This window comes from Peptoniphilus harei, from assembly GCF_900454685.1.
Classification (GTDB): domain Bacteria; phylum Bacillota; class Clostridia; order Tissierellales; family Peptoniphilaceae; genus Peptoniphilus_A; species Peptoniphilus_A harei.
Genome location: NZ_UATM01000032.1, coordinates 1,039,876 through 1,064,434 on the forward strand (window position 1 = coordinate 1,039,876; position 24,559 = coordinate 1,064,434).

Genomic DNA, 24,559 nt, shown 5'->3' on the forward strand with positions numbered 1-24,559 from the left:
GAGGTTTTATGACAACTCAAGAGAAATTAGATATCATAGTGAAATCATGTGAAGACAAAAAGGGAATCGACATCAAGGTCCTAGACATCCAAGGTATGACATCAATTGCAGACTACTTTGTAATAGTAAGTGGTAACTCATCAACACAAGTAGATGCCCTAGCAAGAGAAATTGACGAAAAATTATCTGAAAAGGGAGAAGGACCACAAAACCTAGAAGGCAAGAACTCATCAAGATGGATCATCTTGGACTTTGGCGATATAATAGTCCACGTATTCCACAAGGACGAGAGAGAATACTACAACCTAGAAAGATTGTGGGAAGAAAACCAAGACCCACAAGAGGAGGAATAAAATTATGGTAAAAACATTACACACAGACAAGGCACCAGAAGCAGTGGGACCTTACTCACAAGCCACAGAAGTTAACGGATTTATCTTCACATCAGGTCAACTTCCACTAGTTCCAGAAACAGGAGAACTAATCTCAGACGACATCAAAAAAGCAACAGCAAGAAGTCTTGACAACATTAAGGCAATCCTAGAAGAAGCAGGTTCAAGCATGGAAAAAGTTGTAAAAGTTAACATCTTCCTAGACGATGTAAATGACTTTGCAGCAGTAAACGAAGTCTATGCAGAATATTTCACAAACCACAAACCAGCAAGATCTTGCGTAGAAGTAGCAAAGCTACCAAAGGGTGGCCTTCTAGAAATCGAAGCAATAGCAGTAAAATAATTTCTAAAGAGGACCCGAGAGGGTTCTTTTTTTATAAAAAAGAGGTAGACAAGATGAAAGAAATAAATGTAAATGAAATAGATAGGATTGTGGACCCAATAGTGATAGACGTGCGTGAAGACTACGAGCTAGAAGAAACAGGAACCATAAAGGGCGCCATCCACATCCCTATGAATGAGGTCCCAAATAGACTTAACGAAATCACAAAAGAAAGAGAAATCTATATCCTTTGCAGGTCAGGAGTTAGATCCTACAACGTGGCAAAATATCTAAACGAGTTGGGATATGAGGCTATAAACCTTGACGGCGGCATAATAGACTATAAGGGCGAGCTTTTTAAGTAAGTCCTAGAAAATTATAAAGTCATAAAAATTTTTTGCTCAAAGATTACTTTCGACTTTATAAGATATCATGAAGTCAGTAATAAGTTTGAAAAAGAAGAGAAAAAGTTTACGAAAATTTAATAGAAAAAACAAATCCCACAAGACAAATCTTGTGGGAATTTTTTTGCTTAAAATTTAATTAGGCTCGATCTTAGAACTTATTAAAGTCAAAGAAAAAACTTTTAAAGATTTATTAATAACTTAAAGATAAATCTTGAGAAAAAATTATTTATTTCTTAATAATTAAAATCTTTTTATGACTTAGAGACAAGAAATAAATTAAAAATAAAAATTTATAAAGATTAAGTCATTGATACTTAAAAACTCAGGAAATAAAAAACTAATTCTTACTAACTCAAATAAAGATAAGTATTGAAGGTAAATCTAACATAGAAGAAATTTTTTTTAAGATCATAACAAAGCTAAAAATCACAGGACAATTATAACTAATAAAAATTTGCAAAAATTGATGACAAGTAATACATGAGAAATTAAATAAGAATAGTAAGAAAAAAATTTTTAAACTTAAATTTAAATAGATAAAACTTATATAGAGAAATAAAAAATTGTATAAAATAAAAACAGTTTTCACCATAGAAAAAACTATTTTAAAAAGAAGTTTAAAACAAGAAAACAGTAAATTTTAAAGATAAACGACTAGTTGAATATATTAAGGTGTGCTATAATTATTAATTAAGAATAGAAGATCATAAAAGTATTTCGTCTATTCAATTAATAGTTAATTAAAACTATTAATTATGAAAAAACTCTTTGGAGCGAGATAGATAAGTAGAAATATATAATCAAAATATAAACTAAAAAATTAAAAGAAGTAACCAATCTATAATGAAAGGAGAAAAAATGGATAAAAAGAAGAAATTCAACACCAATAGGGTGGCAGCCTATGCCCTTTCAGGTGTAATGCTAGCAAGCGTTATCCCATATAACGTCTTTGCGGATGTAGAAAAAACACAAAATGCAATAAACCATGTTGCAGCTGCAAGTGGATCAGACTTAGGAATTGCACCAGAAAAAGATTAAGTAGCTGTAAGAGATGCTGCAGCACCAGAAGACACATCTACTAGTGCCGATGCAAAAAATGCTGTTCACGGCTTTGTAGGTGTCCTAGTTGGTGGCGACATCAATGCTGACCTAGCAGCTGAAACAGGCCAAAGATTTAAGCCAATAGAAGGGGTAAGAGTCTACTTTCAATGGTATGAAAAGAAAGGCAATAGAACCTCTCCAACCTATTCAGCAGAATCAGGAGCTGATGGTCAATTCCATATGGGGATCAAACCATATATCGGCCGAGATGGAAAATTAGTAAAATTTGATGCCGATACAACTGTATCTGCAGGTGATGAATCCTATAAGATGTGGGTAGATGAATCTACTATTCCAGAAGGTTACCAACTTCAATACTCAACAGGAGAAGGTGTTGAATTTACAGATAGAAAAGTAGCAGGTGGCGATTACCAACTTGGACCAAACAGACTCGTTAATTACAGAGTTCTTTTGATGGAAAAACAAGATGAAGCAAAGATGCACAAGGAAGCGACTCCAACAACTCCACAAATTTCTAAAGCAGGTCAAGGAGCTGTATGGGGAAAAGTTTCTTGGGACTATGAATCTGCAGGCGGTGTTCAATGGGGTATCGTATCAACTCCTACATCACCAGCTGGAGGAGTAACAGTAACTGCATCCTACCTATCTGACTATGCATTGAAACAAATTTACAGTGCTAACACAGCAAAGATGTTAGGTCTATCCAAACCTAGTGATATTCGTGGATCAGGTTGGACATTTAAACTTGAAACTCAATTACAAGAATGGATTGCTGAACAAGTAGCTAAAGAAAAGGATAAGTGGATAGCAGAAACTGTAAGTGCTGAAACAAATGCTGAAGGCGATTACCTAATCCAATTTAAGGGAACTTGGGGTCCAAATAGAAATGACTACTCCGTAGCTGAATACGAAAGAGTAGCAGGTAAGTACTATGCAGGCGATGCCCACAGATGGACAGAAGTAGAAGCAAATCGACTTGGTAAAGTTGCAGAAAATGCTACAGATGGATCATTCTTAACAGGTGCACTTGACTGGAATGAAAAACACGTTAACTCTGACTGGTTATTTATCTCAACTAAGGATACAGATGATGTTGTAAAGAGAACACCATGGAACTACAACTGGTACACAGGCTCTGACAATGGCTGGGGTATCCATGGTGGTTGGGCTCAAGCAGCCTTTGGTGTATCTACTGTCCAAGCTGCTAACTCTACAAGGGCTGACTTTAACTTCGCACCAGCAGAAATTAAGTTCAACATCACAAACTTTGATACCCAAGCAAATACTGCAATACCAGGTGATGTAGCAACAACTAAGACTGCAGGTCTTCCTTACAAGAATACAAATGATTCCTTCAAAATTGTATGGTATGACCAAGATGGAAAAATAGTAAAAGAACAAAAAGAAGCAGAAAAACCTACATCAACAGGTGCATTAGCAGAATCAACTTTTGACACTAAAGATGTAAAAGAAACAAAAACATTTATAGCAAAACTTCACTATGTTAAACCAGGTGGAGGTCTAGGACCAGTTTTAGCCCAAGATGCCTTTACTGTTAAGGTAGGTAAGATTGTAGTGTCTGCCTATGATGATGTAAATATTGCAAACCCTGGTGCTAAAGAAAACGAAGGAGCAACTTACAAGGCTGAAGGCCTTCCAGAAGGACTTACAATAGATAAAAACACAGGTACAGTATCAGGAAAGGCAAAAGTTCCTGGAAAATACACTGTAACTGTTACAACCTCTATTCTTGATGAAGATTCTGGAGAAATAATGGAAGGAACATCTAACTACACAGCCCTTGTTACAGACTCGCCATTAGAACATGGAGAAGTTGGCCTTGAATATAATAAAACTGTAAAACCAGCAGAAGTCGAAGGTTATGTATTCAAAGAGGTTTCAGCTAAGTTTATTGATGGAAAAGTTATTGAAGGCCTAACAATTACGGGAGATAAAATTTCAGGAACTCCAAAAGCAGAAGTTGCAGCTACTCAAGAAGGTCCAAATGTAGAGGTAACCTATGATATCTACAAGCTAAATTCTAAGGGCGATGCAGTCCTTATAAAAGAAGGTCACAAGGATTTAGTACCTTTAGAAATCACCAAGGCAGCTTCTCAAGCACCAAAATATGAACCAGCATATACTGATGTGGAAGGAACACCGGGAGCAGAAGCAATAGTTGCAGCTCCGAAATTCCTAGACCAAAAGAGTGAAGCTGATCCAAAACCAGAAGTTACAAAACCAAGCAATGTCAAATTTGCTTTAGGCGATGGTGCTCCTGAAGGTGCTACTATTGATGCAAATACAGGTGCGGTAACTTACACATCAACTGCAAGAGATGCCAACACTACTGTAAATATTCCAGTTAAGGTAACTTATTCTGACGGAACTATTGATGAAACTCTTGCTAAAATCAAGGTTGGACAAGCACAAGCTGATTCTTACCAACCAGAATATACTGAAGCTGAAGGAAAAGCAGGAACAGAAGCAACAGTAACTGCTCCAAACTTCAAAGACGCAAAAGGCCAAGAAACAACAAAACCAGAAGGTGTTGAATTTACTATAGGTAAAGATGCTCCAACAGGTGCAACAGTTGATAAAACAACTGGTGAAGTTAAATACACACCATCAATCGACCAAGCTGGTCAGACAGTAAATATTCCTGTAACAGTAACTTACAAGGACGGCTCAACAGACGAAGTGAAAGCGCCTATTAAGGTTGCACAAGGAGATAACTTAAACTACGAACCAGATTACAAGTCAGTAGTGGCTCAAGTTAAATACCCTGTAACAGTGGAAGCTCCAAAATTCCTAGACCAAAAGAGTGAAGAAACAATAAAGCCTATAGCAAATCCACAACCAGAGGGTATGAAATTTGCCATAGAAGATGGCTTTACAACCAATGGCACTTTAACAATCAACGATCAAACAGGTGTAATTACCTATACAGCCGTAGATGCCGACAAGAACACTGTAATTGAAGTACCGGTAATAGTAACTTACGCAGATGGTTCGTCTGAAAAAATTACTGCAAAAATCGACGTTCCATCTGATGCGAACTTCTACGATCCAAAAGCTGTACCATTAACAACTGAACAAGGGACAGTTCCAAGGGCAGAAGATGGAGTTAATATTCCTAATAATCCTCCAGCAGGAACAACCTATACTTGGGAAGCAGTACCAAAGGTAAATACACCTGGTGAGACAACAGGCATAGTAAAGGTAACTTACCCAGACGGAACTGAAGACTTTGTCGAAGTCACGGTAACTGTAAAAGCAAGTGCTTCTAAGAAAACAACTGTTGACGATACAAACAAAAAACCAGTAGACCCGACAGATCAAAAACAAGGTACTGGTATTATCGTTACAAATCCTGACGAAAAAACAACAGTTTCTGCCAAAGATGCAAATCATAAAGATGTAACACCAGTAATCAATAAAGTAACCGGCGAAATCGAAGTTACTCCTGGAACAGACGCAACTGGTCCAATCACTGTAACCGTAACAGATAGTGATCTACCGGAAGGTAAGAGAGACATTGAAGTTCCAGTAGCGGAAAAAAGTGAAAAACCTGGAATCACAGCACCTACAGCGGGAGACCAAACAATCTCAGGAACAGGAACTCCAGGCGCAAGAGTAAATCTAGCGTTAAAAAGAGTTGAAGACATACCAATTGCTAATGACGTAGCAGTTAAAGATGATGGAACTTGGACAGCCGACGTTCCAGCTGGAATACTCTTAAAAGAAAATGACACAGTTTTAGCTACACAAAAAGAAGATGGCAAATCTGTGTCCAATCCAGTAGAAGCAAAAGTAACTGAAAAAGCAAAAACAGATGCTGAAAAGAATCCAGTAGTTGATCCAGCTAAGACAGAAGTTGCAAACAAAGATAAGTTAACTGATGAAGAAAAAGCAAAAGTAGTAGAAGCAGTTAAGAAAGCAAACCCAGAAGCTAAAGACGTAACAGTTGATGATAAGGGTAATGCAACATTAACTTACGCAGACGGAACAACAAATGAAATTCCAGCAGACAAGACAGTAACTGAAAAAGCAAAAACAGATGCTGAAAAGAATCCAGTAGTTGATCCAGCTAAGACAGAAGTTGCAAACAAAGATAAGTTAACTGATGAAGAAAAAGCAAAAGTAGTAGAAGCAGTTAAGAAAGCAAACCCAGAAGCTAAAGACGTAACAGTTGATGATAAGGGTAATGCAACATTAACTTACGCAGACGGAACAACAAACACTTTAACTCCTGATAAAACAGTAAGTGAAAGAGCTAAAACAGAAGTAGATAAAAAAGCACTTCAAGATGAAGTAGATAAAGAAAAATCTACAAAGGATGCAGACAAGTACAAGAATGCAGATCAAGACAAAAAGGCTGCATACGACAAAGCATTAGAAGAAGCACAAAAAGTACTAGACAACAAAGATGCAACACAAGAAGAAGTTAACAAAGCTAAAGATGCATTAACAGCAGCAGAAGCAGCGTTAAACGGAAAAGAATCAGTAGACAATAAACCACTTCAAGATGAAGTAGGCAAAAAAGATGCAACTCAAGCTACTGACAAGTACAAGAATGCAGATCAAGACAAGAAGGATGCATACGATAAAGCATTAGCAGATGCTAAGAAAGTACTTGAAAACAAAGACGCTACTCAAGAAGAAGTAGACAAAGCAAAAGATGCATTAAAAGCTGCAGAAGAAGCTTTGAATGGTACAGCAACTCAAGAAGTTGACAAATCAGCACTTCAAACAGAAGTAGACAAAAACAAAGACGCTGCAATAACAGGCTCTGACAAGTACAAGAATGCAGACCAAGATAAGAAGGATGCATACGACAAAGCATTAGAAGAAGCACAAAAAGTACTAGACAACAAAGATGCAACACAAGAAGAAGTTAACAAAGCTAAAGATGCATTAAAAGCTGCAGAAGAAGCTTTTAATGGAGAAGCTACTGTAGATAAGACAGGTCTTCAAAAAGAAGCAGACAAGGAAACTTCAACAAAAGAATCTGACAAATATAAGAATGCAGATACTGACAAGAAGAAAGCTTACGACGATGCTTTAGCAAAAGCAAAAGAAGTTTTAGCTAATGACAAAGCTACTCAAGAAGAAGTAAATGCGGCTAAGAAAGCATTAAAAGATGCAGAAGACGCATTAGACATAAGCGCAGCGGTAGACAAAGCTGCACTTAAAGCAGAAGTAGACAAAAAAGATGCAACTCAAGCTACTGACAAGTACAAGAATGCAGACAAAGACAAAAAGGATGCATACGACAAAGCATTAGAAAATGCTAAGAAAGTCCTTGAAGATCCAAATGCTACTCAAGAAGAAGTTAATAAAGCTAAGAAAGCTTTAGAAGAAGCAGAAAAAGCATTAAATGGAAAACCATCTGACAACACTGGTGGAAATGTTACTCCAGGTAAACCATCTGACAATGACAACGCTGGTGGAAATGATGGATACAGACCTGGACACGGTGGAAGTGATGTATTTGATCGTCTATTCAGAAGACATGACTACACTCCAACTTACCCAGTTAAGACTGTAGTTCCTGAAAAGACTGAAGCTGCTACTCCAGTTCGTGATACTCTATGGTATGTATTCCACATTAACGAGTTCCAATACGAAGTTGTTAGAAATGGTGTTGTTACTAAGAGATTAATGGACGTAACTCCAGTTATTCAAAATGGTAGAACAATGCTTCCACTTAGATATGTAGCTGAAGCTCTTCAAGCTGACGTTACTTGGGATGCTAAGACAAGAACTGCAACATTCACTAAAGATGGCTTGACAGCATCAATCCAAATCGATAGTGATGAAATAGTTCTTTCTAACGGCAAGATTGTTAAGATGGACTCTAAACCACTTAATATCAACGATAGAATCTTAGTTTCTGTAACTAACGTAGCCAATGTATTTGGTTTAACTAACGGAAATACTAAAGACAATGCAGATCAAGATATTGAATGGGAACAAGCAGATAAGAGTGCAACAATTTATATTAGAAGATAATTTGTTGAGAATTAAGAGGAACCCTTAGGGGTTCTTCTTTTTTACACATTTTTATCATTTTACTTCTAAGGGATTTAAAATTTATATTCATTGCATGATAAATATAATTTACGCTTTATGTCAGACGTAAAAACAAACGCAAAACATAATTTACGTTTTATTTCAAACGCAAAAGCAGACGTAAAATTTTATGTTTGTTTTTAATAAGTACAATTAAAAATAATAATAAAAAACTCTTTATGTGCTATAAAATAAAAGCAATCATAAAGAGTTTTTGTTTTAAAAATGTTATAATGTAGTTGAGGACACTAGAAGGTGGTTGCCTAATATTCATATTAGGAGGAATGACTATGAGTGATTATGAAATTCTATCTTTAATGGTAGAGTTTGCTACATTAATAGTCATCATCTTAACACTTAAAGATAAAAAGTAGTTAAAATGTAAAAAACCACCTGTATCGACTTAGGTGGTTTTTATATTAAATTAACCCTAAGGCGACCGCTACTTGTACCCGAATGGGTATTAACGGTGTCCTCATTTATGTATATAATATCATAAAGTTTATTTAAAATCAATTTATTATGACTTTACGAATTTCTGTTACTTCATATTTTTTTCTTAACTCACAAATTTTCATAATCTTATAATTATTCACAACTTTATAAATTTCTATGACTTAACAATTTTTTGAGACCTCATAATATTTTATAAAACACAATATTTTATGTTAATTACAATCTTACAAGCTTTTTATATTTTTTTGTGTTATAATGTCAAAAGAAAGAACTTGAAGGGCCGAGGGAATCTCGGTCTTTTTTTATTTTTATAATAGATTAGGAGAATATATTGAGATTTAGTGATTTAAATTTATCTAGTGAACTTTTGCATGCCATTGATGATTTGGGTTTTGAAAGTCCATCTGAGGTTCAAGAGGCAAGTATACCAATAATTTTGGAAGGTCGTGACGTCCTTGCTCAGGCACAAACTGGTACTGGCAAGACTGCTTCTTTTGGGATTCCAATAATTGAAGGAATGGAAGAAAATGCTAAGGACTTGCAGGCTCTTGTCCTTGTTCCTACAAGAGAACTTGCTAGACAGGTATCAGAAGAATTAAAGAAGCTTGCAAAATATAAAAAATTCATTAATATAGTTCCAATTTATGGTGGGGCTGATATGGGCAAGCAGCTGCGTGACTTAAAGAGGGGAGCCAGTATTGTGGTTGGGACTCCTGGCAGGGTCATGGACCACATGAAGAGAAAGACTATTAGGCTTGATGGCCTAAAGTTTTTGACCTTTGATGAGGCTGACGAGATGTTTGACATGGGCTTTAGGGATGATATGAAGACTATTATCGAGAGGACCAATCCCAATAGACAAACCTTATTTTTCTCGGCAACTTTTGACAATGACATAAGGGAGTTTTCTAGACTTTATCAAAGGGATCCTGCCAAAGTTATTATTGAAAAGAAGGAACTTACTGCTGAGAAGATTGAGCAATTCTACCTTGAACTCAACAGGAATATGAAGACAGAAATCTTGAATAGGCTTATCCTCATCCACAAGCCTAAGAAGTCTATTATCTTCTGCAATACCAAGAGGATGGTTGAGGCCCTTGAGGTTGAGATTGCCCAAAGGGGTTACAAGGTTGACTCCCTTCACGGTGATATGCGTCAGTCATCAAGGGACAATGTTATGAAGAAGTTTAGGAAGGGGACTATTGATGTCTTGATTGCCACTGATGTTGCTGCTCGTGGCCTTGATGTGTCTGATATTGACCTTGTCTTTAACTACGACTTGCCACAACAAGCTGAGTATTATGTTCACAGGATTGGCCGTACGGCAAGGGCTGGCAAGAAGGGTGCATCTTTTACTTTTGTAACTAGCAGGGACTATCCTAAGTTTAAGGAGATTGAAAAGTATGCAAATATTAAGATGGAAAAGATGAAGCTTCCTACTAAGGCTGATGTTGAGAGGGAAAGTCTTGACAATCTCTTTGACAAGGTAAACAAGAATATCCTAAAGGCAGAAGATCAAGCTAACTACACAGAAGTCTTAAACAAACTTTTGGCAGAGGGCCACAGTCTATATGACATCTCTGCTTCTCTTTTAAAATTAGTAAATGAGTCCACTAACAAGACTAAGATCAAGGAACTTGACAGGGTTGATTATGGAAAGAAGTTTGAAATGTCCAAAAAGTCTAAATCCTCTGATAGGTCCAGGGACAAGAGGGGCAAGGAGATGAAGAAGATCAAGGGTCCAAAGATTTTTATCAACAAGGGCAAGAGAGACGGTCTTGACTCTCGTGAAGTTATTAGGCTACTTGGCAGGCACACTGATATCAATCCAAGTGACATTGGAAGGATCAACATCATGCCAAACTTTTCTTTTGTTGAAGTCCCAAAAAATATGATTAAGGATGCCATAAGAGACCTTGATGGCAAAAAGATCAAGGGCAAGTCTATAAAGGCAGAGTATTCTGAAAAATAAATTTATAATTTAAAAATTGCCCCAGGTGATTCCACTTGGGGATTTTATTTGCAAATTTTATTTATCTCAATCTTTGTTATAATGTAGTTAGGAGGTTTTTATGGATAATAAATTTTTAATTATAGATGGAAGTTCGCTTTTCTTCAGGGCCTTTTATGCCCTTCCACTTCTTAAAACTAAGAGGGGACTTTACACCAATGCCATTTACGGTTTTGTCATGATGGTGGAAAATGCAATCGAAAAGATCAATCCTAGTCATGTGGCAGTTTGCTTTGACATGAAGGGAAAGACTTTTAGGTCAGATATCTACAAGGACTACAAGGGAACTAGGCAAAAGACTCCCAATGAATTGGAGCAACAATGGCCTCTTGTGCGTGAGATTTTGGGCCACATGAATATAAAGATTCTTGAGTCGCCAGTTTATGAAGCCGATGATATTGCTGGAACTCTTGCTAAGCTTGGGTCTGAGGAAGGTTTCGAAAATTATCTTTTGACAGGGGATAAGGATTATTTTCAACTTGTAAATGAAAATACAAAAGTCCTCTTCACTCGCAAGGGAATCACTGACATGGATATTGTAACTGTTGATAAGATAGAGGAAGATTATGGGATTGAGCCCCTTGAATTTATTGAGTTAAAGGCCCTCATGGGTGACTCATCTGATAACATTCCAGGAATTTATGGGATTGGAGAAAAGACTGGCTTAAAACTTGTTCGCCAGTTCCATACTCTTGAGAATCTTTATGATAATATTGATGATGTTTCTGGCAAGAAGTTAAAGGAAAAATTAGTTGATGGCAAAACTGCTGCCTTTATGAGCAAGAAGCTGGGAACAATTGTGAGGGACGTTCCTATTGAAGAAAGTCTTGATGACTTAAAAAAACTTGACTACGACTATGAAAAGCTTTCAGAACTTTACCGTGAATTTGAGTTTAACTCAATGTTAGACAGGCTTCCAGAAGAATACCGCAAGGAAGAAGTGGAGGAAATCTCCCAAGACAATTTTGAATTTGTTGAAATAAAAGACCTAAGAGATATTGAAAAAGAAATTAAGGATAAAAAATCTTTTGCCTTTAAATTTATTACAGATGGAAAAATTTATGAAGATGTGAAGCCGATTTATCTTGCAATCAAGGTCAAGGATTCTGAAGTTAAGATAATTTCTTATGATGATATAGATTTTGACTTCTTGAAGGACCTTATGGAAGATGAGGATGTAGAAAAACTTGGATATTCCCTAAAAGAAGACATTATTATCTTAATGGATTTGGGAATTGACATCAAAAATTATTCTCATGACGTTGAGATTGCAGAATATTTATTAAATTCAACTAAGTCTGATTACGACATCAACAAAATTTCCATGGAATACTTCAAGAATGGTTACTTGGACCTTGAAGACCTTCTTGGCAAGGGTGCAAAGAAGAAGACTTATGCTGATTTAGATAAGGATGGCCTATTTAAGTATTTTGCCTTTGTCCTTAATACAATCTACAGGCTGGAAAATATTCAAAAGGAAAAAATCGAGGAAGAAGAGATGACTTCTCTCTACCAAGATATGGAGCTTCCTCTTGTTGAGGTCCTTGCATCTATGGAATATGTGGGAATCAACACAGACGAGTCTGTCCTTGATGAAATTGACGAGCAAATAATTGAAAAACTAAAGAACTTGGAAGAAGAAATTTATGGAGAAGCTGGGGAAGAATTTAATATAAATTCGCCAAAACAATTGGGAATTATCTTATTCGAGAAGATGGACTTCCCTGTTATTAAGAAGACAAAAACTGGTTACTCAACTTCTGCTGATGTCTTGGAAAAACTTCGTGGCAAGGGCGAAATAATCGACAAGATTTTGGACTACAGGAAGTTTTCCAAGCTTAAGTCAACTTATATTGACGGCCTAAAGTCTGTTATAAACAAGAAGACTAAGAGGATTCACTCAAGATTTATGCAGACAGTGACTGCTACGGGTAGAATTTCTTCCACTGATCCAAACCTACAAAATATTCCAATAAAAACTGAAGAGGGACGACTAATAAGAAAGGCCTTCCTTGCATCAGAGGGTGGAGTCCTAGTTGACGCCGATTATTCACAAATCGAACTTAGGGTCTTAGCTGCTCTATCAGATGATAAGGAGATGCTTGATGCCTTTAAGCATGGTCTAGACATCCACAGGAAGACTGCTTCAGAAGTTTTCCACGTCGACTATGATGATGTAAATGATCTTCAAAGGTCAGAAGCCAAGGCAGTAAACTTTGGAATTGTCTATGGAATTTCTGACTACGGACTTTCACAAAACTTGAACATCCCAAGAAAGGCTGCCAAGGAATATATTGACAACTATCTTGGTCACTTTGTGGGAATAAAAGATTATATGTCAGAAGAAATTAAAAATGGCAAGGACAAGGGTTATGTGGAAACCATCTTTAAAAGAAGGAGATACATCCCAGAACTCAATGCTAAGAACTTCAACATCAGGTCTTTTGGAGAGAGGATTGCCCTTAACACTCCTATCCAGGGTTCAGCTGCTGACATTATAAAAATTGCCATGGTGAAAGTTTACAATGAACTTAAGAAGAGAAATTTGAAATCAAAATTAATAATTCAAATCCATGACGAACTTGTTGTTGATACAGCAGAAGATGAACTTGAAGAAGTGAAGGAACTTATGAAGGACCTAATGGAAAATTCTGTGGACCTAAATGTAAAATTGTCTGTGGATATGAATACAGGGAAAAATCTTTATGAGTCAAAATAAAATTATTGGCCTAACTGGATCCATCTCAACGGGCAAGACCCAGGTGTCAAACTATCTAAGAGATAGGGGAGAAAAAGTAATTGATGCCGACTTAATTGCAAGAGAGGTTGTGGATTTTGGGTCAGTTAAGGAAAAAATAAAAGAAGCCTTTGGTAATGATATCTATAAGGATGATGAACTCGATAGGAAGGCACTGGGAGAAATTGTCTTTAGGGACAAGGAGAAGAGACAGGTCTTAAATGAAATTGAGCATCCAGAAATTTATAGGATAATCTTGGAAGAGATAAAAAATTCCAAGGGGAGAGTCTTTGTGGATATACCACTTCTCTTTGAGTCCCAGCATTTGAATGAAAAATATGGCCTGGACTTTGATGAAGTTTGGCTGGTTTATGTAAATAGGGAAACTCAAGTGAAGAGACTAATAAAAAGAGATAGGATATCTAAAGGATATGCCCTAGAAAAAATAAATTCTCAAATGTCTGTTGAGGATAAAAAAATTATGGCCGACGTCATAATAGATAATTCAGGTAATTTGGAAGACACCTATAAACAAGTAGAAGAAAATCTAAAAAGATTATAAAACATTAAAAAAGATGTGTTGGGATGACCTAACACATCTTTTAAAATTAATTAAATTATTATGGGCATAAAAAAACTGACTGCTCATGCAATCAGTATTTTGGCAGGGGTAGCAGGACTCGAACCCACGGCACTTGGTTTTGGAGACCAATGTTCTACCAACTGAACTATACCCCTACAACAGATTACATAATACCAAATTTTTAATGACTTGTAAAGTAAATAATATATTTTATTAGAACAATTAATATATTAAATTAAAATTTAGTAAAAAATGAGTTCAATATTTATAAATCGAAGATATAAAGTTAAAAAATAGCAAATATTTGATTTTATTTGATAATTTTTAAATATAAAATCAAAAAAATGGAGAAATTTGATTTTATTTTGCTATAATATGATTAATTAATTGAATTATTTGATAATTTTAACTTAAAGGTGTGATCTCTATGGAATATTTATACAAGATTTATTATAAGGATAAAAATTTTTACGAGGAAACTTATAAAAATAGGATTAATTTTGAAGAGAGTTTGAGGACAGGTTTATTTATAAAATCTTTGAAAGAACAAGAAGAAAATCAACTTTATTTTGTTTATAATATGAAAACCTCTAAGCTAATAGATAGGGTTATGCAAAATGATTATAAACTTGAGAAGTTAAATGAAAGCCTACCAGGTCTTGCAGAGAGAGCCTTCATCTTAGATTTAATTTCAAGTGAATTAAAAAGTACTAATGACCTTGAAGGTATTGAATCTGATAAAGATGAAATTATTGAAACTACTAAAAACATTATTAATGAGAAGAAGCCTAATAAAAAAAGATTAATCAGCATGATTAAGTCCTATTTACTTTTAATTGAAGGTAAAAGTTTGAGTTTGCCTCTTGATTTAAAAGATATTAGAAAAATTTACGACGAAATCACTCGTGGAGAAATTGAAGAGAGTGATAAACCAGATGGAAAATATTTTAGAACTCAAGCTGTTTATGTTCAAAAGAAAAACTCTGTTAGTGGAGAGATCATCCACGAAGGTATAAAGGGGGAAGAGAAGATAGAAGAAGCTCTTATAAATCTATTGGATTTTATGGGAGAGTCTGATATTGATTTATTAATAAGGGTTGCAATTTGTCATTACTATTTTGGATACATTCATCCCTTTTATGATGGAAACGGGCGTGTAAATAGGTTTCTTAGCAGTTTGTTAATTAGGACTAAGTATAATCATTTGACTTCAATGGCTTTATCGAGAGGGTCTTGGATTGAAAAAAGCTCTTACTATAGGATTTTTGACAGGACTAATTCAAAAATAAACAAAGGTGAATTAAATTATTTTATTGATGACTTTTTAAAAATTTTAATCTCTGGTCAGGAGGATATTATTTATAATTTGACAGATAAGATTGAAAAACTAGATAGGGTCAAGGAATGTATAGATGAGGAAAAAGAAATTATTAATAGTGAGCTTAAGAAAAAAATAATTTTCTTATTGGCTCAAAATTACTTTTTTGATAAAAACAGAGGTCTGAGCAGAGATGAAATCTACAGTCTTACAAGTGAAATAAATAACAAGAGTATGAAGATAAAAGACTTGAGAGATTTACAAGATGATGGTTTTATAAAAGTCATTAAAGAACGTCCTTTGATTTATGTCTTAAATAAAAATTTTATAGAAAAATTATAATTATAAAAATTCCAATCTATTGAGAAAGAAACTCCTTGATAGTTTGGATTTTTTTATTTAATGAAAATTATATTCTAGTGTTAGAAAATTGATTTAATACTTGCTAAAAAGGCATTTACTTGAATTTATTTAAAAATCTTTTGCAACTATGATATAATTGTATATTATGAATTGGAGGTCAACATGAAAGAAAAATTAATTGGAATCAAAGATGAATCCATGAAACTTTTAAATGAAGTTAAGACAATTAGAGATATAGATGAACTGAAAGTTAAGTACTTAGGCAAGAAGGGTGAAATAACTCAAATCTTAAAGGGAATGAAGGATCTTTCCAAGGAAGAGAGACCTGTTATGGGTGCCCTTGTCAATGAAGTCCGTGAAGAAATTGAAAAGGCTCTTGAAGACAAGAGGACTGAGTTAAATGAAAAGATTTTGGAACAAAAACTTCACGACGAGAGAATTGACGTTACTTTAAAGACTGATGAAATCTTTTTAGGACACAGACATCCCCTAAAGAAGACTCTTGAGGATCTTGAAGACTTATTTACTCACATGGGCTTTACTGTTTACGATGGTCCAGAGATTGAAACTGTTGAAAACAACTTTGATCTTCTTAATGCACCTAAGGACCACCCATCTAGGGATATGTCTGATACTTTTTATTTTGATAAAAACACAATTCTTAGATCACAAACATCTCCTGTCCAAGTTAGGGCAATGAAGGAACATGGCGCTCCAATTCGCATGATATGTTCTGGTAGAGTTTTTAGGTCTGATGAAGTTGATGCAACTCATTCACCAATGTTCCACCAACTTGAGGGACTCGTTGTTGATGAGAAGATTTCTGTTGCCAACTTAATTGACACTTTAAACTACTTTGTTAAAGCCTTCTTTGGTGAAGAAGTGAAGACAAGATTTAGACCTCACTACTTCCCATTTACTGAGCCAAGTCTTGAAGTTGATACTACTTGTACTTCTTGTGGCGGCAAGGGATGTAAGGCTTGTAACTACACTGGCTGGTCTATGGAACTTTTGGGATGCGGCATGGTTCACCCAAATGTTTTAAGAAACTGTGGCATTGACCCTGAAAAGTATTCTGGCTTTGCCTTTGGTATGGGTATTGACAGGATTGCAATGGTTAGGTACAAGATTACAGATATTAGAATGATGTTTGAAAACAACAAGAAGTTCTTGGAACAATTTTAAGGAGATATAGATGTTATTACCGATTAAATGGCTTAAAGATTATGTTGATTTCGATTTTGATGTAAAAAAACTTGCAGATGGACTTTCTAATTCTGGTTCTCACGTTGAATCTATTATTATTCCATCTGAAGGTTTAGATAAAATTGTAGTTGGAAGGATTGAAAAAATTGAAAACCACCCAGATGCAGACAAGCTTGTTATTTGTTCTGTAAATGTTGGTGACGAGGTCCTTCAAATAGTTACTGGTGCTAAAAATGTTTTTGAGGGAGCTATTGTTCCTGTTGCCCTTCACGGTTCTACTGTGGCTGGCGGACAAAAAATTAAAAAGGGCAAGCTTCGTGGTGTTGAATCCAATGGTATGCTTTGCTCTCTAGAAGAATTGGGTTACGAAAATTCAGTAATTCCTAAGGAAGCTCGTAACGGAATTTTTATCTTCCCTGAAGGAACTGAAATTGGCGGCTCTGCCATGGAAGCTCTTTTCATGGACAATGAAATTCTTGAACTTGAGATTACACCAAATAGACCTGATTGCCTAAGCATGATGGGAATGGCTGTGGAAACTGCTGCATCCTTTGATTTAAAGGCTAAGCACAATGAAATAAAAATTGAAAATCAAGTTGATGATTTTTCTGATTACTTTGATGATATTGAAATAGAAACAGAAAACTGCACAAGATATTATTCAAAAATACTTAAAAATATAAAAATGGGACCTTCTCCACTTTGGCTACAAGCCTATCTAATGCAAGCTGGAGTTAGACCAATTTCTAATATTGTTGATTTAACAAACTTTGTAATGCTTGAATACGGTCAACCTCTTCACGCCTTTGACCTAAACAGTCTCCATTCAAAGAAGATTGTGGTTAGGATGGCAGAAGATGGGGAAGAAACTGTTACTCTTGATGGCGAGACAAGAAAGTTAGAGTCCTCTGATATTTTAATTACTGATGGCCAAGAAATTATTGGTCTTGCAGGAGTTATGGGAGGACTTGATTCTGAAGTTACTGACAAAACTGTAAATGTTTTATTAGAAGGAGCCAACTTCAACAAGGAAAATATTAGGAAGACTTCAAGGAGACTTAACCTAAGAAGTGAGGCTTCATCAAGATTTGAAAAGGGACTTGACCCTAACCTTGCAAAGACTGCTGTAGATAGGGTTTGTCAACTTGCTTCTGAAATGGGAATTGCTGAAGTAGTAGATGGTTCTAAGGACGTTGGAAACTTCTCCAAGGAAGAAAAGGAAATTAAACTTAGACACCAAAAAGTTGTTGACCTAATTGGAGTTGACTTCACAATTGAAGAAGTTGCTAATATTTTAAATAGACTAGAAATTGAAACTGAAATTAAAGACGTCTATCTTATAGCAAAAATCCCAAGTGTAAGGCTTGACCTTGACATAGAAGAAGACCTAATTGAAGAAGTTGCAAGAGTTTATGGCTACGACAATATTGAGCCTAAAAAACTTGTGGGAACTTTAACGGTTGGCAAAAAACCAAGATTTAGAAATGTTGAAGACAGGATTAAAAATCTATTAACGGGTCTTGGATATTCTGAATTTATGACTTACTCCTTTGTGAGTCCGTCTTCTTATGAAAAGGCAAACTACACTGAAGATGAGAAAAATATTATAAAAATTCTAAATCCACTGGGAGAAGATTACTCAGTTATGAGGACAACTCTTGTTCCTTCAATGATTGATGCCCTTGCCAAAAACTATGTTAGGGGCAACGAAAATGTTGGTGGATTTGAAATTGGAAATACCTTCTTCCCAACAGAAGATGAACTGCCAAGTGAAAGGTTAAAATTGACTATGGGCTTCTATGACTTAGGTGACTTCTACTATCTTAAAGAGTCAATAGAAAAAATTCTTTGGTTCTTGGGAATTAATAACTTAGAAGTTAGGAGAAAGGAAGCAAGCTTCTTGCACCCAGGTAGGTCTGCAGAATTCCTATTAAATGGTGAAAGTCTTGGAGTATTTGGAGAAGTACATCCAAGGGTCTTAGAAAATTATGGACTTAAGAAAAAGGCCTATGTTGCAGAGCTAGACTTTGACAAAATCGTAGAAAATACAATTGACAACTACACTTACAAGGACCTTCCTAAATATCCAACAATGAAGAGGGACTTTGCCTTCATCATGGATAGGGAAGTAGACTCAGTTGACCTTGAAAAAGTTGCGAAAAAACATGGAAAAGACCTTCTTGAATCCTTTAAGGTATTCGACATTTACGAAGGTGAAAATATAGAAGAAGGAAAGAAATCTGTTGCCTTCTCCCTAGTATTTAGGGCTGCAGACAGGACTCTTGAAGAAGGAGAAGTTACAGAAATTTGTGAAAAAGTAGTTGCTGAAATTGAAAGTGAATTTAAAGCTAAACTAAGATCCTAAGGAGGCTATTATGTCCTATGCGAAAAGAATCGAAGTCACTATCGATGGCATGAAATTTTATGTCATGGGTAATGACAACGAAAAGTATATCAAGGACCTTGCAGCTGACCTCAATGAAAAGATTCAGGAAACTGCGAGAACTAATTACAGGTTAAATCAAGTGCAAACTCTTGTCCTTTGTGCCCTTAATGTCCTAGATGACTTTGAAAAGATGAAGTCTGATAAGGATAATCTGGCAAGTGCCAGCGATGATAAAAGGGAAATAATGGAAAAAATTGAAGAAATAAAAGATTTGAAAAAGCAGCTTTCTATTTTTGAGGAAGAAAACAAGAAGGCCAATAAGTCTTTTAGGGACCTTCAAGAGAAGACTAATGATTTAGAAGATAGAAACAGAAAACTGAATAGGGAACTTATGGATAAAAATCAAGCCCTAATGGAATCTAAGGAAGAAATTAAAAAGCTTGAGGGAAGTATCTCTAATCTTGAAGAAAAAAACAACTCCGCATCTAGAAGGATAATCGACCTATCAAGAGAATTGGAAAATATTTATGAAGAGAAATAAATATGAATTGTTAGCACCTGCAGGTGATATGGCAGCATTAAAGGCTGCTGTGTCAGCAGGTGCTAATGCCATTTATTTGGGATATGATGAATTCTCTGCTAGGGCCAAGGCCAAGAACTTTAACAGGGAAGAACTTGAAGAAGCAATAGACTATGCTCACCTAAGAGATGTGGATATTTATGTAACCTTTAACATTTTAATTGCAGACTTCGAAGTCAAGAGGGCAATGAAAAGTGTGAAGATGCTTTACGATATTGGAGTTGACGCCCTAATATTACAAGATATTGGGATTGCGGCAAAAATAAGGGAGGACTTCCCAGACTTTGAACTTCACGCATCTACCCAAATGGCAGTAAATAATTATTACGGAGCAAAATTTTTAAAAGAGATGGGTTTTTCTAGAGTAGTTCTTGCTCGTGAAACTCCTATTTTTGAAATAGAAAAGATTAAAGAACTAGATTTAGATGTTGAGACCTTTATTCATGGGGCTCTTTGCGTTTCTTATTCAGGAGAATGCCTTATGTCATCAATGATTGGTGGCAAGTCAGGTAATCGTGGCGAATGTGCCCAGGCCTGCAGGAGGTCTTATGAAATTATTGACTTTGATGGAAAAAAACTAGCCAATAGACTTTACTATCTTTCTCCCAAGGACCTAAACACCCTTGATGATGTGGCAAAGATTATAAGAGCCGGTGGCTATTCTCTTAAAATCGAAGGCAGGATGAAAAATCCGGAATATGTCTACACCGTGGTTTCATCTTATAAAAAGTCTCTTGAAGGAAAGTTAAGAGAAGAGGACAGAGAAGATACTCTGCAAGTTTTTAATAGGGGCTTTACTAAGGGACTCTTCAACGGAGACTTTGGTCGAGACTTTATTTCCTACGATAGACCTGATAACAGGGGAATTGAAATAGGAAGGGTAATTGAAGTTGGAAGAAACTCAGCGAAAATAATTTTTGACCAAGATGTTTACCCAGGCGATGGACTAGAATTTAATTCTTCCAAGGGAAGATTTGGCATGAAGTCTAGAGAATTTTATAAGGCTGGACAAACTTACCAAGTTGAATTATTTAAGAGACCTCTTGAAAATTCAACAATTAATAGGACTTACTCAAAGAAACTTTATGAAAAGATCGATGAAAAAATAGATTCCTATGACTACAAGAGAAAAGTCCATGTGGATTTAAAAATTAAAATTGGAGAAAAACCAGTAATTTATATCAAGTCAGATGACCTGGAGGGAACTTACACCCTAGATAGATTAGTTGAGCCAGCAAAGAAGACCGGACTTGAGAGGGAAAGAGTTATTGAAAATATTTCAAAAACTGGAGACAGTATTTTTGAGCTAGATGGTATAAACTTGGACTTAGATGACAATGCTTTTCTTCCAATTTCTGCTATTAATGAACTTAGAAGAGAAGGCCTAAAGATATTAGAAGATAAAATTCTAAGTGGATCCATTGAAAGAGTCAAAGTTGATAATAAATTAGAAGGTCATAAAAATAATTTAAAAAGAGAGAAATCACTTGTTAAGGTGTTTTTCAATAAGTTTGAAGATCTTAAAAGGACAGACTTAAATAAAATAGATGAAATTATTATCAGGGCCAAGGATTTGGAAAAGTTCAAAAAATCTTATGGAAATAGGGAAGTTTCAATTTATCTTGACAAGTTTTATTCTTATGATGAGCTTGAAAGGCTTAGGACCTACATTCTTAAAAATAAAAACATTAAAGGCCTTTGGATAAATAACCTTTCAGAATATTATATCTTTAAGGACGATGGACTTGAACTTAACGCAGACCTTGGACTTAATATTTTTAATTGGAATGCACTGGACTTCTTTAAGAAACTGGGCTTTAAGTCAGCTACTCTTTCTCCAGAGATGAACAGTGGACAAATTCAAAATATAATCAAGGGAGAAGACATGGAGGTCAACGTGATTTCCTATGGAAGAGTCCCAGTTATGACTATGAAGCACTGTCCTTATTCCATTGAGAAAAATTGCCTGGACGAGAGAAATTGCCCAACCTGTAAGTTCAAAAATTACCTTCTTAGAGATGAAAAGTCAGTGGACTTTGAAGTCCTAAGACAAAATACCTTTACAGAAATTTTTAATTCATATCCAATTTTATTAGACGGTTACGTGAATAAATTAAAAGAAAATAAAATTAGTCTTCTTTTATTGGCAGATGAATTTACTAATCAAGTCATTGACCTATACAAGGACTACAAGGAAGAAGATTTTTATAAACTAAAAGAAAAACTAGAAGATAAGTACAAAGAAGTTACTAAGGGACACATAAATAGGGGGATTGTCAGTGGATAATTCTTTGAAAAGAGCATCAAAGATCTTGGAATTTGACAACGTCTTAGTTGAACTTAAAAAACTTGCCAGTGCAAGTATCACAAGTGAATATATTGACCAGGTTGAAATTTCTACCCAATATGAGGTCGTAAAAAATAGGCTTAATGAGACTAACGAAGCCTTAAAATTAATTATTGCCAAGGGAGAACCACAATTATTTGGAATTGTTGACATCAGATCAATTATTAAGCGAACAGAAATTGGTGGGTCTCTAACTGCAGGAAGCCTCTTACAAGTTTCTGATTTTTTAAGAGTTTCTCGTGGCCTAAAGACTTATCTCAAAAAAGATTCTTACAATAAAGACGAAGAAGTAAAATTAGAATACATTGACAAATTAATTGAAGATCTTTACACAGACAAGAGATTAGAAGATGAGATAAATTCAAAAATTATTTCTGAAGAAGAAATTGCCGACGACGCTTCTCGTGAACTTTTAAGAATCAGGAGGGGAATTGTTGCAAAGAAGGATTCCATAAAAAATAGGTTAAATGGAATTTTATCTTCTCATGCTGATTTCTTGCAAGATGCCATTGTCACTTTGCGTGACGGAAGGTATGTTGTTCCTGTAAAAATTGAAAACAAGTCTAAGGTTAAGGGTCTTGTTCATGACATTTCTGGTTCTGGACAGACAGCATACATTGAACCTATGGCAGTTGTGGAAGCCAACAACGACTTAAAGGAATTATATATAAAAGAAAATTTAGAAATAGAAAAAATACTTAGGGAACTTTCAGAATTAGTTGGGGAAACTAGCGAAGAGATTAAATCAAACCAAGAAAAGTTAATTGAGCTTGATTTTATTTTTGCCAAGGCAAGATTGGCTTTAAATTATCATGCCAACATGCCGAAACTAAATCGTGAAGGCAGGATAAACTTAATCAAGGCCTACCATCCTTTCTTAGACAGGAAAATTGCAGTTCCAATTGACATAAATCTTGGAATAGACTTCACCTCACTTATTGTCACAGGACCCAACACTGGTGGTAAGACTGTAAGTATAAAAACTGTGGGACTATTGACCCTTATGACACAATTTGGTCTCTTGATACCAGCTGATGAGGCATCAGAAATTGCAGTTTTTGAAAAAGTTTTTGCAGATATTGGAGATGAGCAATCTATTGAGCAGTCTCTTTCAACTTTTTCATCCCACATGGTTAACATTGTCTACATCTTAAAAAATGTAAGTCCAAATTCTCTTGTTCTTTTTGACGAACTTGGAGCAGGAACAGACCCAACAGAGGGTGCTGCCCTTGCAAGGTCTATTATGGACTTTATGCTTGAGAGAAAGATAAGGTGTATTTCCACATCCCACTACAATCAATTAAAAGTTTATGCACTGACAACTGATGGAGTTGCCAATGCCAGCATGGAATTTGATGTGGATAGCCTTTCTCCAACTTATAGACTATTAATTGGGGTCCCAGGTAAGTCCAACGCCTTTGAAATTTCTAGGAGGTTGGGACTGCCTGATGAGATAATTGGAGAAGCAAAGAAACTCTTGAGTTCAGAAAATATTGAATTCGAAGACGTCCTCCAATCAATTGACGAGGACAGGACAAAAATTCGCGAGTATAAAGAAGAACTTGAGAGAGAAAAGATTGATTTAGAAAAAGAAAACAAGAGGCTTCAATCAAAAATTAAAAAATTAGAAGATCAAAAGGAAAAAATCCTAGAAAAATCTCGTGAGGAAGCTAAGAGACTTTTATTAAATACAAAAGAAAATGTTGATATAATTTTATCTGAAATAAATGAAGCTAGGGACAATATAAGTTCTGAAAATTCTAAAAAAATCCAAGAGGCCCAAGACCTCTTGCGTGAAAGTATAAAAAATGCCAGAGATAAATCAGAACTTGAAATAGCTAAGGCAAAAAACCCAATAAGAGAAATAAAAATTGGCGACAAGGTGAGGACATCTCTTGGAAATATTGCAACAGTCTTGGAGCTTCCAGACAAAAAAGGAAATGTTCTAGTACAATCGGGCATAATGAAGATGAATATGCCAAAGGATTCTCTAACGAGGATTGATGTCCAAGAAGACACAACTAAGCACAATACTAGGAGCATTTTGCAGAACAAGGCAACAAATGTTAAAAGTGAAATTGACATCAGGGGCAAGAATTTTGAAGATGCTAAAGATATTGTTGATAAATATTTAGATGATGCCTATCTTTCTGGCCTAAAATCCGTTAGAATAATTCATGGAAAGGGCACAGGTGTCCTTAGAAAAAAATTAAGAGAACATTTTAGAAGTGTTAAGACTATAAAGTCCTATAAAGATGCAGAATATAATGAGGGTGGCGACGGTGTAACTGTTGTTATCCTAAAGTAAGGAGTC

Annotated in this window: 15 protein-coding genes and 1 tRNA gene; 15 read left to right on the forward strand and 1 reads right to left on the reverse strand. The window is 35.4% G+C overall.

What is annotated here, in order from left to right:
- Positions 1-8 precede the first annotated feature (8 nt).
- The 9 genes from rsfS to coaE all read left to right on the forward strand — a co-directional run bounded on the left by rsfS (position 9) and on the right by coaE (position 14,024).
- Complete coding sequence (gene rsfS / locus DRZ96_RS06400; RefSeq protein ID WP_112890023.1) at positions 9-353, forward strand: ribosome silencing factor; 345 nt, start codon at positions 9-11, stop codon at positions 351-353.
- Positions 354-357: 4 nt separating this feature from the next.
- Positions 358-735: a RidA family protein gene (locus tag DRZ96_RS06405; protein ID WP_112890024.1), complete on the forward strand. Its 378-nt coding sequence runs from the start codon at positions 358-360 to the stop codon at positions 733-735.
- 53 nt (positions 736-788) lie between these two features.
- The gene (locus tag DRZ96_RS06410) at positions 789-1,079 is read left to right on the forward strand and encodes a rhodanese-like domain-containing protein (RefSeq protein WP_112890025.1); all 291 of its coding nucleotides are present in this window, start codon (positions 789-791) and stop codon (positions 1,077-1,079) included.
- Between the two features lie 900 nt (positions 1,080-1,979).
- Positions 1,980-2,159: a hypothetical protein gene (locus tag DRZ96_RS06415; protein ID WP_112890026.1), complete on the forward strand. Its 180-nt coding sequence runs from the start codon at positions 1,980-1,982 to the stop codon at positions 2,157-2,159.
- Positions 2,160-2,402: 243 nt separating this feature from the next.
- Positions 2,403-8,198 carry a Rib/alpha-like domain-containing protein gene (locus DRZ96_RS06420; RefSeq protein WP_112890027.1) on the forward strand — a complete coding sequence of 1,932 codons (5,796 nt, stop codon included), beginning with the start codon at positions 2,403-2,405 and terminating at the stop codon, positions 8,196-8,198.
- Positions 8,199-8,548: 350 nt separating this feature from the next.
- On the forward strand, positions 8,549-8,632 hold the full coding sequence (locus DRZ96_RS12310) for a putative holin-like toxin (RefSeq protein WP_409371952.1): 84 nt from the start codon (positions 8,549-8,551) through the stop codon (positions 8,630-8,632).
- A gap of 413 nt (positions 8,633-9,045) precedes the next feature.
- Positions 9,046-10,686, forward strand: coding sequence for a DEAD/DEAH box helicase (locus tag DRZ96_RS06425; RefSeq protein ID WP_112890028.1), 1,641 nt, complete (start codon positions 9,046-9,048; stop codon positions 10,684-10,686).
- Between the two features lie 100 nt (positions 10,687-10,786).
- Positions 10,787-13,444, forward strand: coding sequence for a DNA polymerase I (polA, locus tag DRZ96_RS06430; protein WP_112890029.1), 2,658 nt, complete (start codon positions 10,787-10,789; stop codon positions 13,442-13,444).
- Entirely contained in the window at positions 13,431-14,024 is a 594-nt protein-coding gene (coaE, locus tag DRZ96_RS06435) for a dephospho-CoA kinase (protein WP_112890030.1), read from the forward strand. Before polA ends, coaE begins: the two co-directional genes overlap by 14 nt.
- 100 nt (positions 14,025-14,124) lie before the next feature.
- On the opposite strand, the gene DRZ96_RS06440 is transcribed toward coaE, so the two are convergent.
- Positions 14,125-14,200: transfer RNA gene (locus tag DRZ96_RS06440), tRNA-Trp, on the reverse strand.
- A 272-nt stretch (positions 14,201-14,472) separates the two neighbouring features.
- Between DRZ96_RS06440 and DRZ96_RS06445 the strand changes: the two genes are divergently transcribed.
- The 6 genes from DRZ96_RS06445 (at position 14,473) to DRZ96_RS06470 (ending at position 24,553) form a co-directional block, all read left to right on the forward strand.
- Positions 14,473-15,705 (forward strand): Fic family protein, encoded by a 1,233-nt coding sequence (locus DRZ96_RS06445; RefSeq protein ID WP_112890031.1) that lies wholly within the window; start codon positions 14,473-14,475, stop codon positions 15,703-15,705.
- A 183-nt stretch (positions 15,706-15,888) separates the two neighbouring features.
- Positions 15,889-16,911, forward strand: coding sequence for a phenylalanine--tRNA ligase subunit alpha (pheS, locus tag DRZ96_RS06450; RefSeq protein WP_070700194.1), 1,023 nt, complete (start codon positions 15,889-15,891; stop codon positions 16,909-16,911).
- 10 nt (positions 16,912-16,921) lie between these two features.
- The gene (gene pheT, locus DRZ96_RS06455) at positions 16,922-19,297 is read left to right on the forward strand and encodes a phenylalanine--tRNA ligase subunit beta (RefSeq protein WP_112890032.1); all 2,376 of its coding nucleotides are present in this window, start codon (positions 16,922-16,924) and stop codon (positions 19,295-19,297) included.
- Between the two features lie 10 nt (positions 19,298-19,307).
- Positions 19,308-19,859 (forward strand): cell division protein ZapA, encoded by a 552-nt coding sequence (gene zapA, locus DRZ96_RS06460; protein ID WP_112890033.1) that lies wholly within the window; start codon positions 19,308-19,310, stop codon positions 19,857-19,859.
- Complete coding sequence (locus DRZ96_RS06465) at positions 19,846-22,185, forward strand: U32 family peptidase (RefSeq protein ID WP_112890034.1); 2,340 nt, start codon at positions 19,846-19,848, stop codon at positions 22,183-22,185. The genes zapA and DRZ96_RS06465 overlap by 14 nt, the downstream gene beginning before the upstream one ends.
- Positions 22,178-24,553, forward strand: coding sequence for an endonuclease MutS2 (locus tag DRZ96_RS06470; protein WP_112890035.1), 2,376 nt, complete (start codon positions 22,178-22,180; stop codon positions 24,551-24,553). Before DRZ96_RS06465 ends, DRZ96_RS06470 begins: the two co-directional genes overlap by 8 nt.
- The last annotated feature ends 6 nt before the right edge of the window (positions 24,554-24,559 follow it).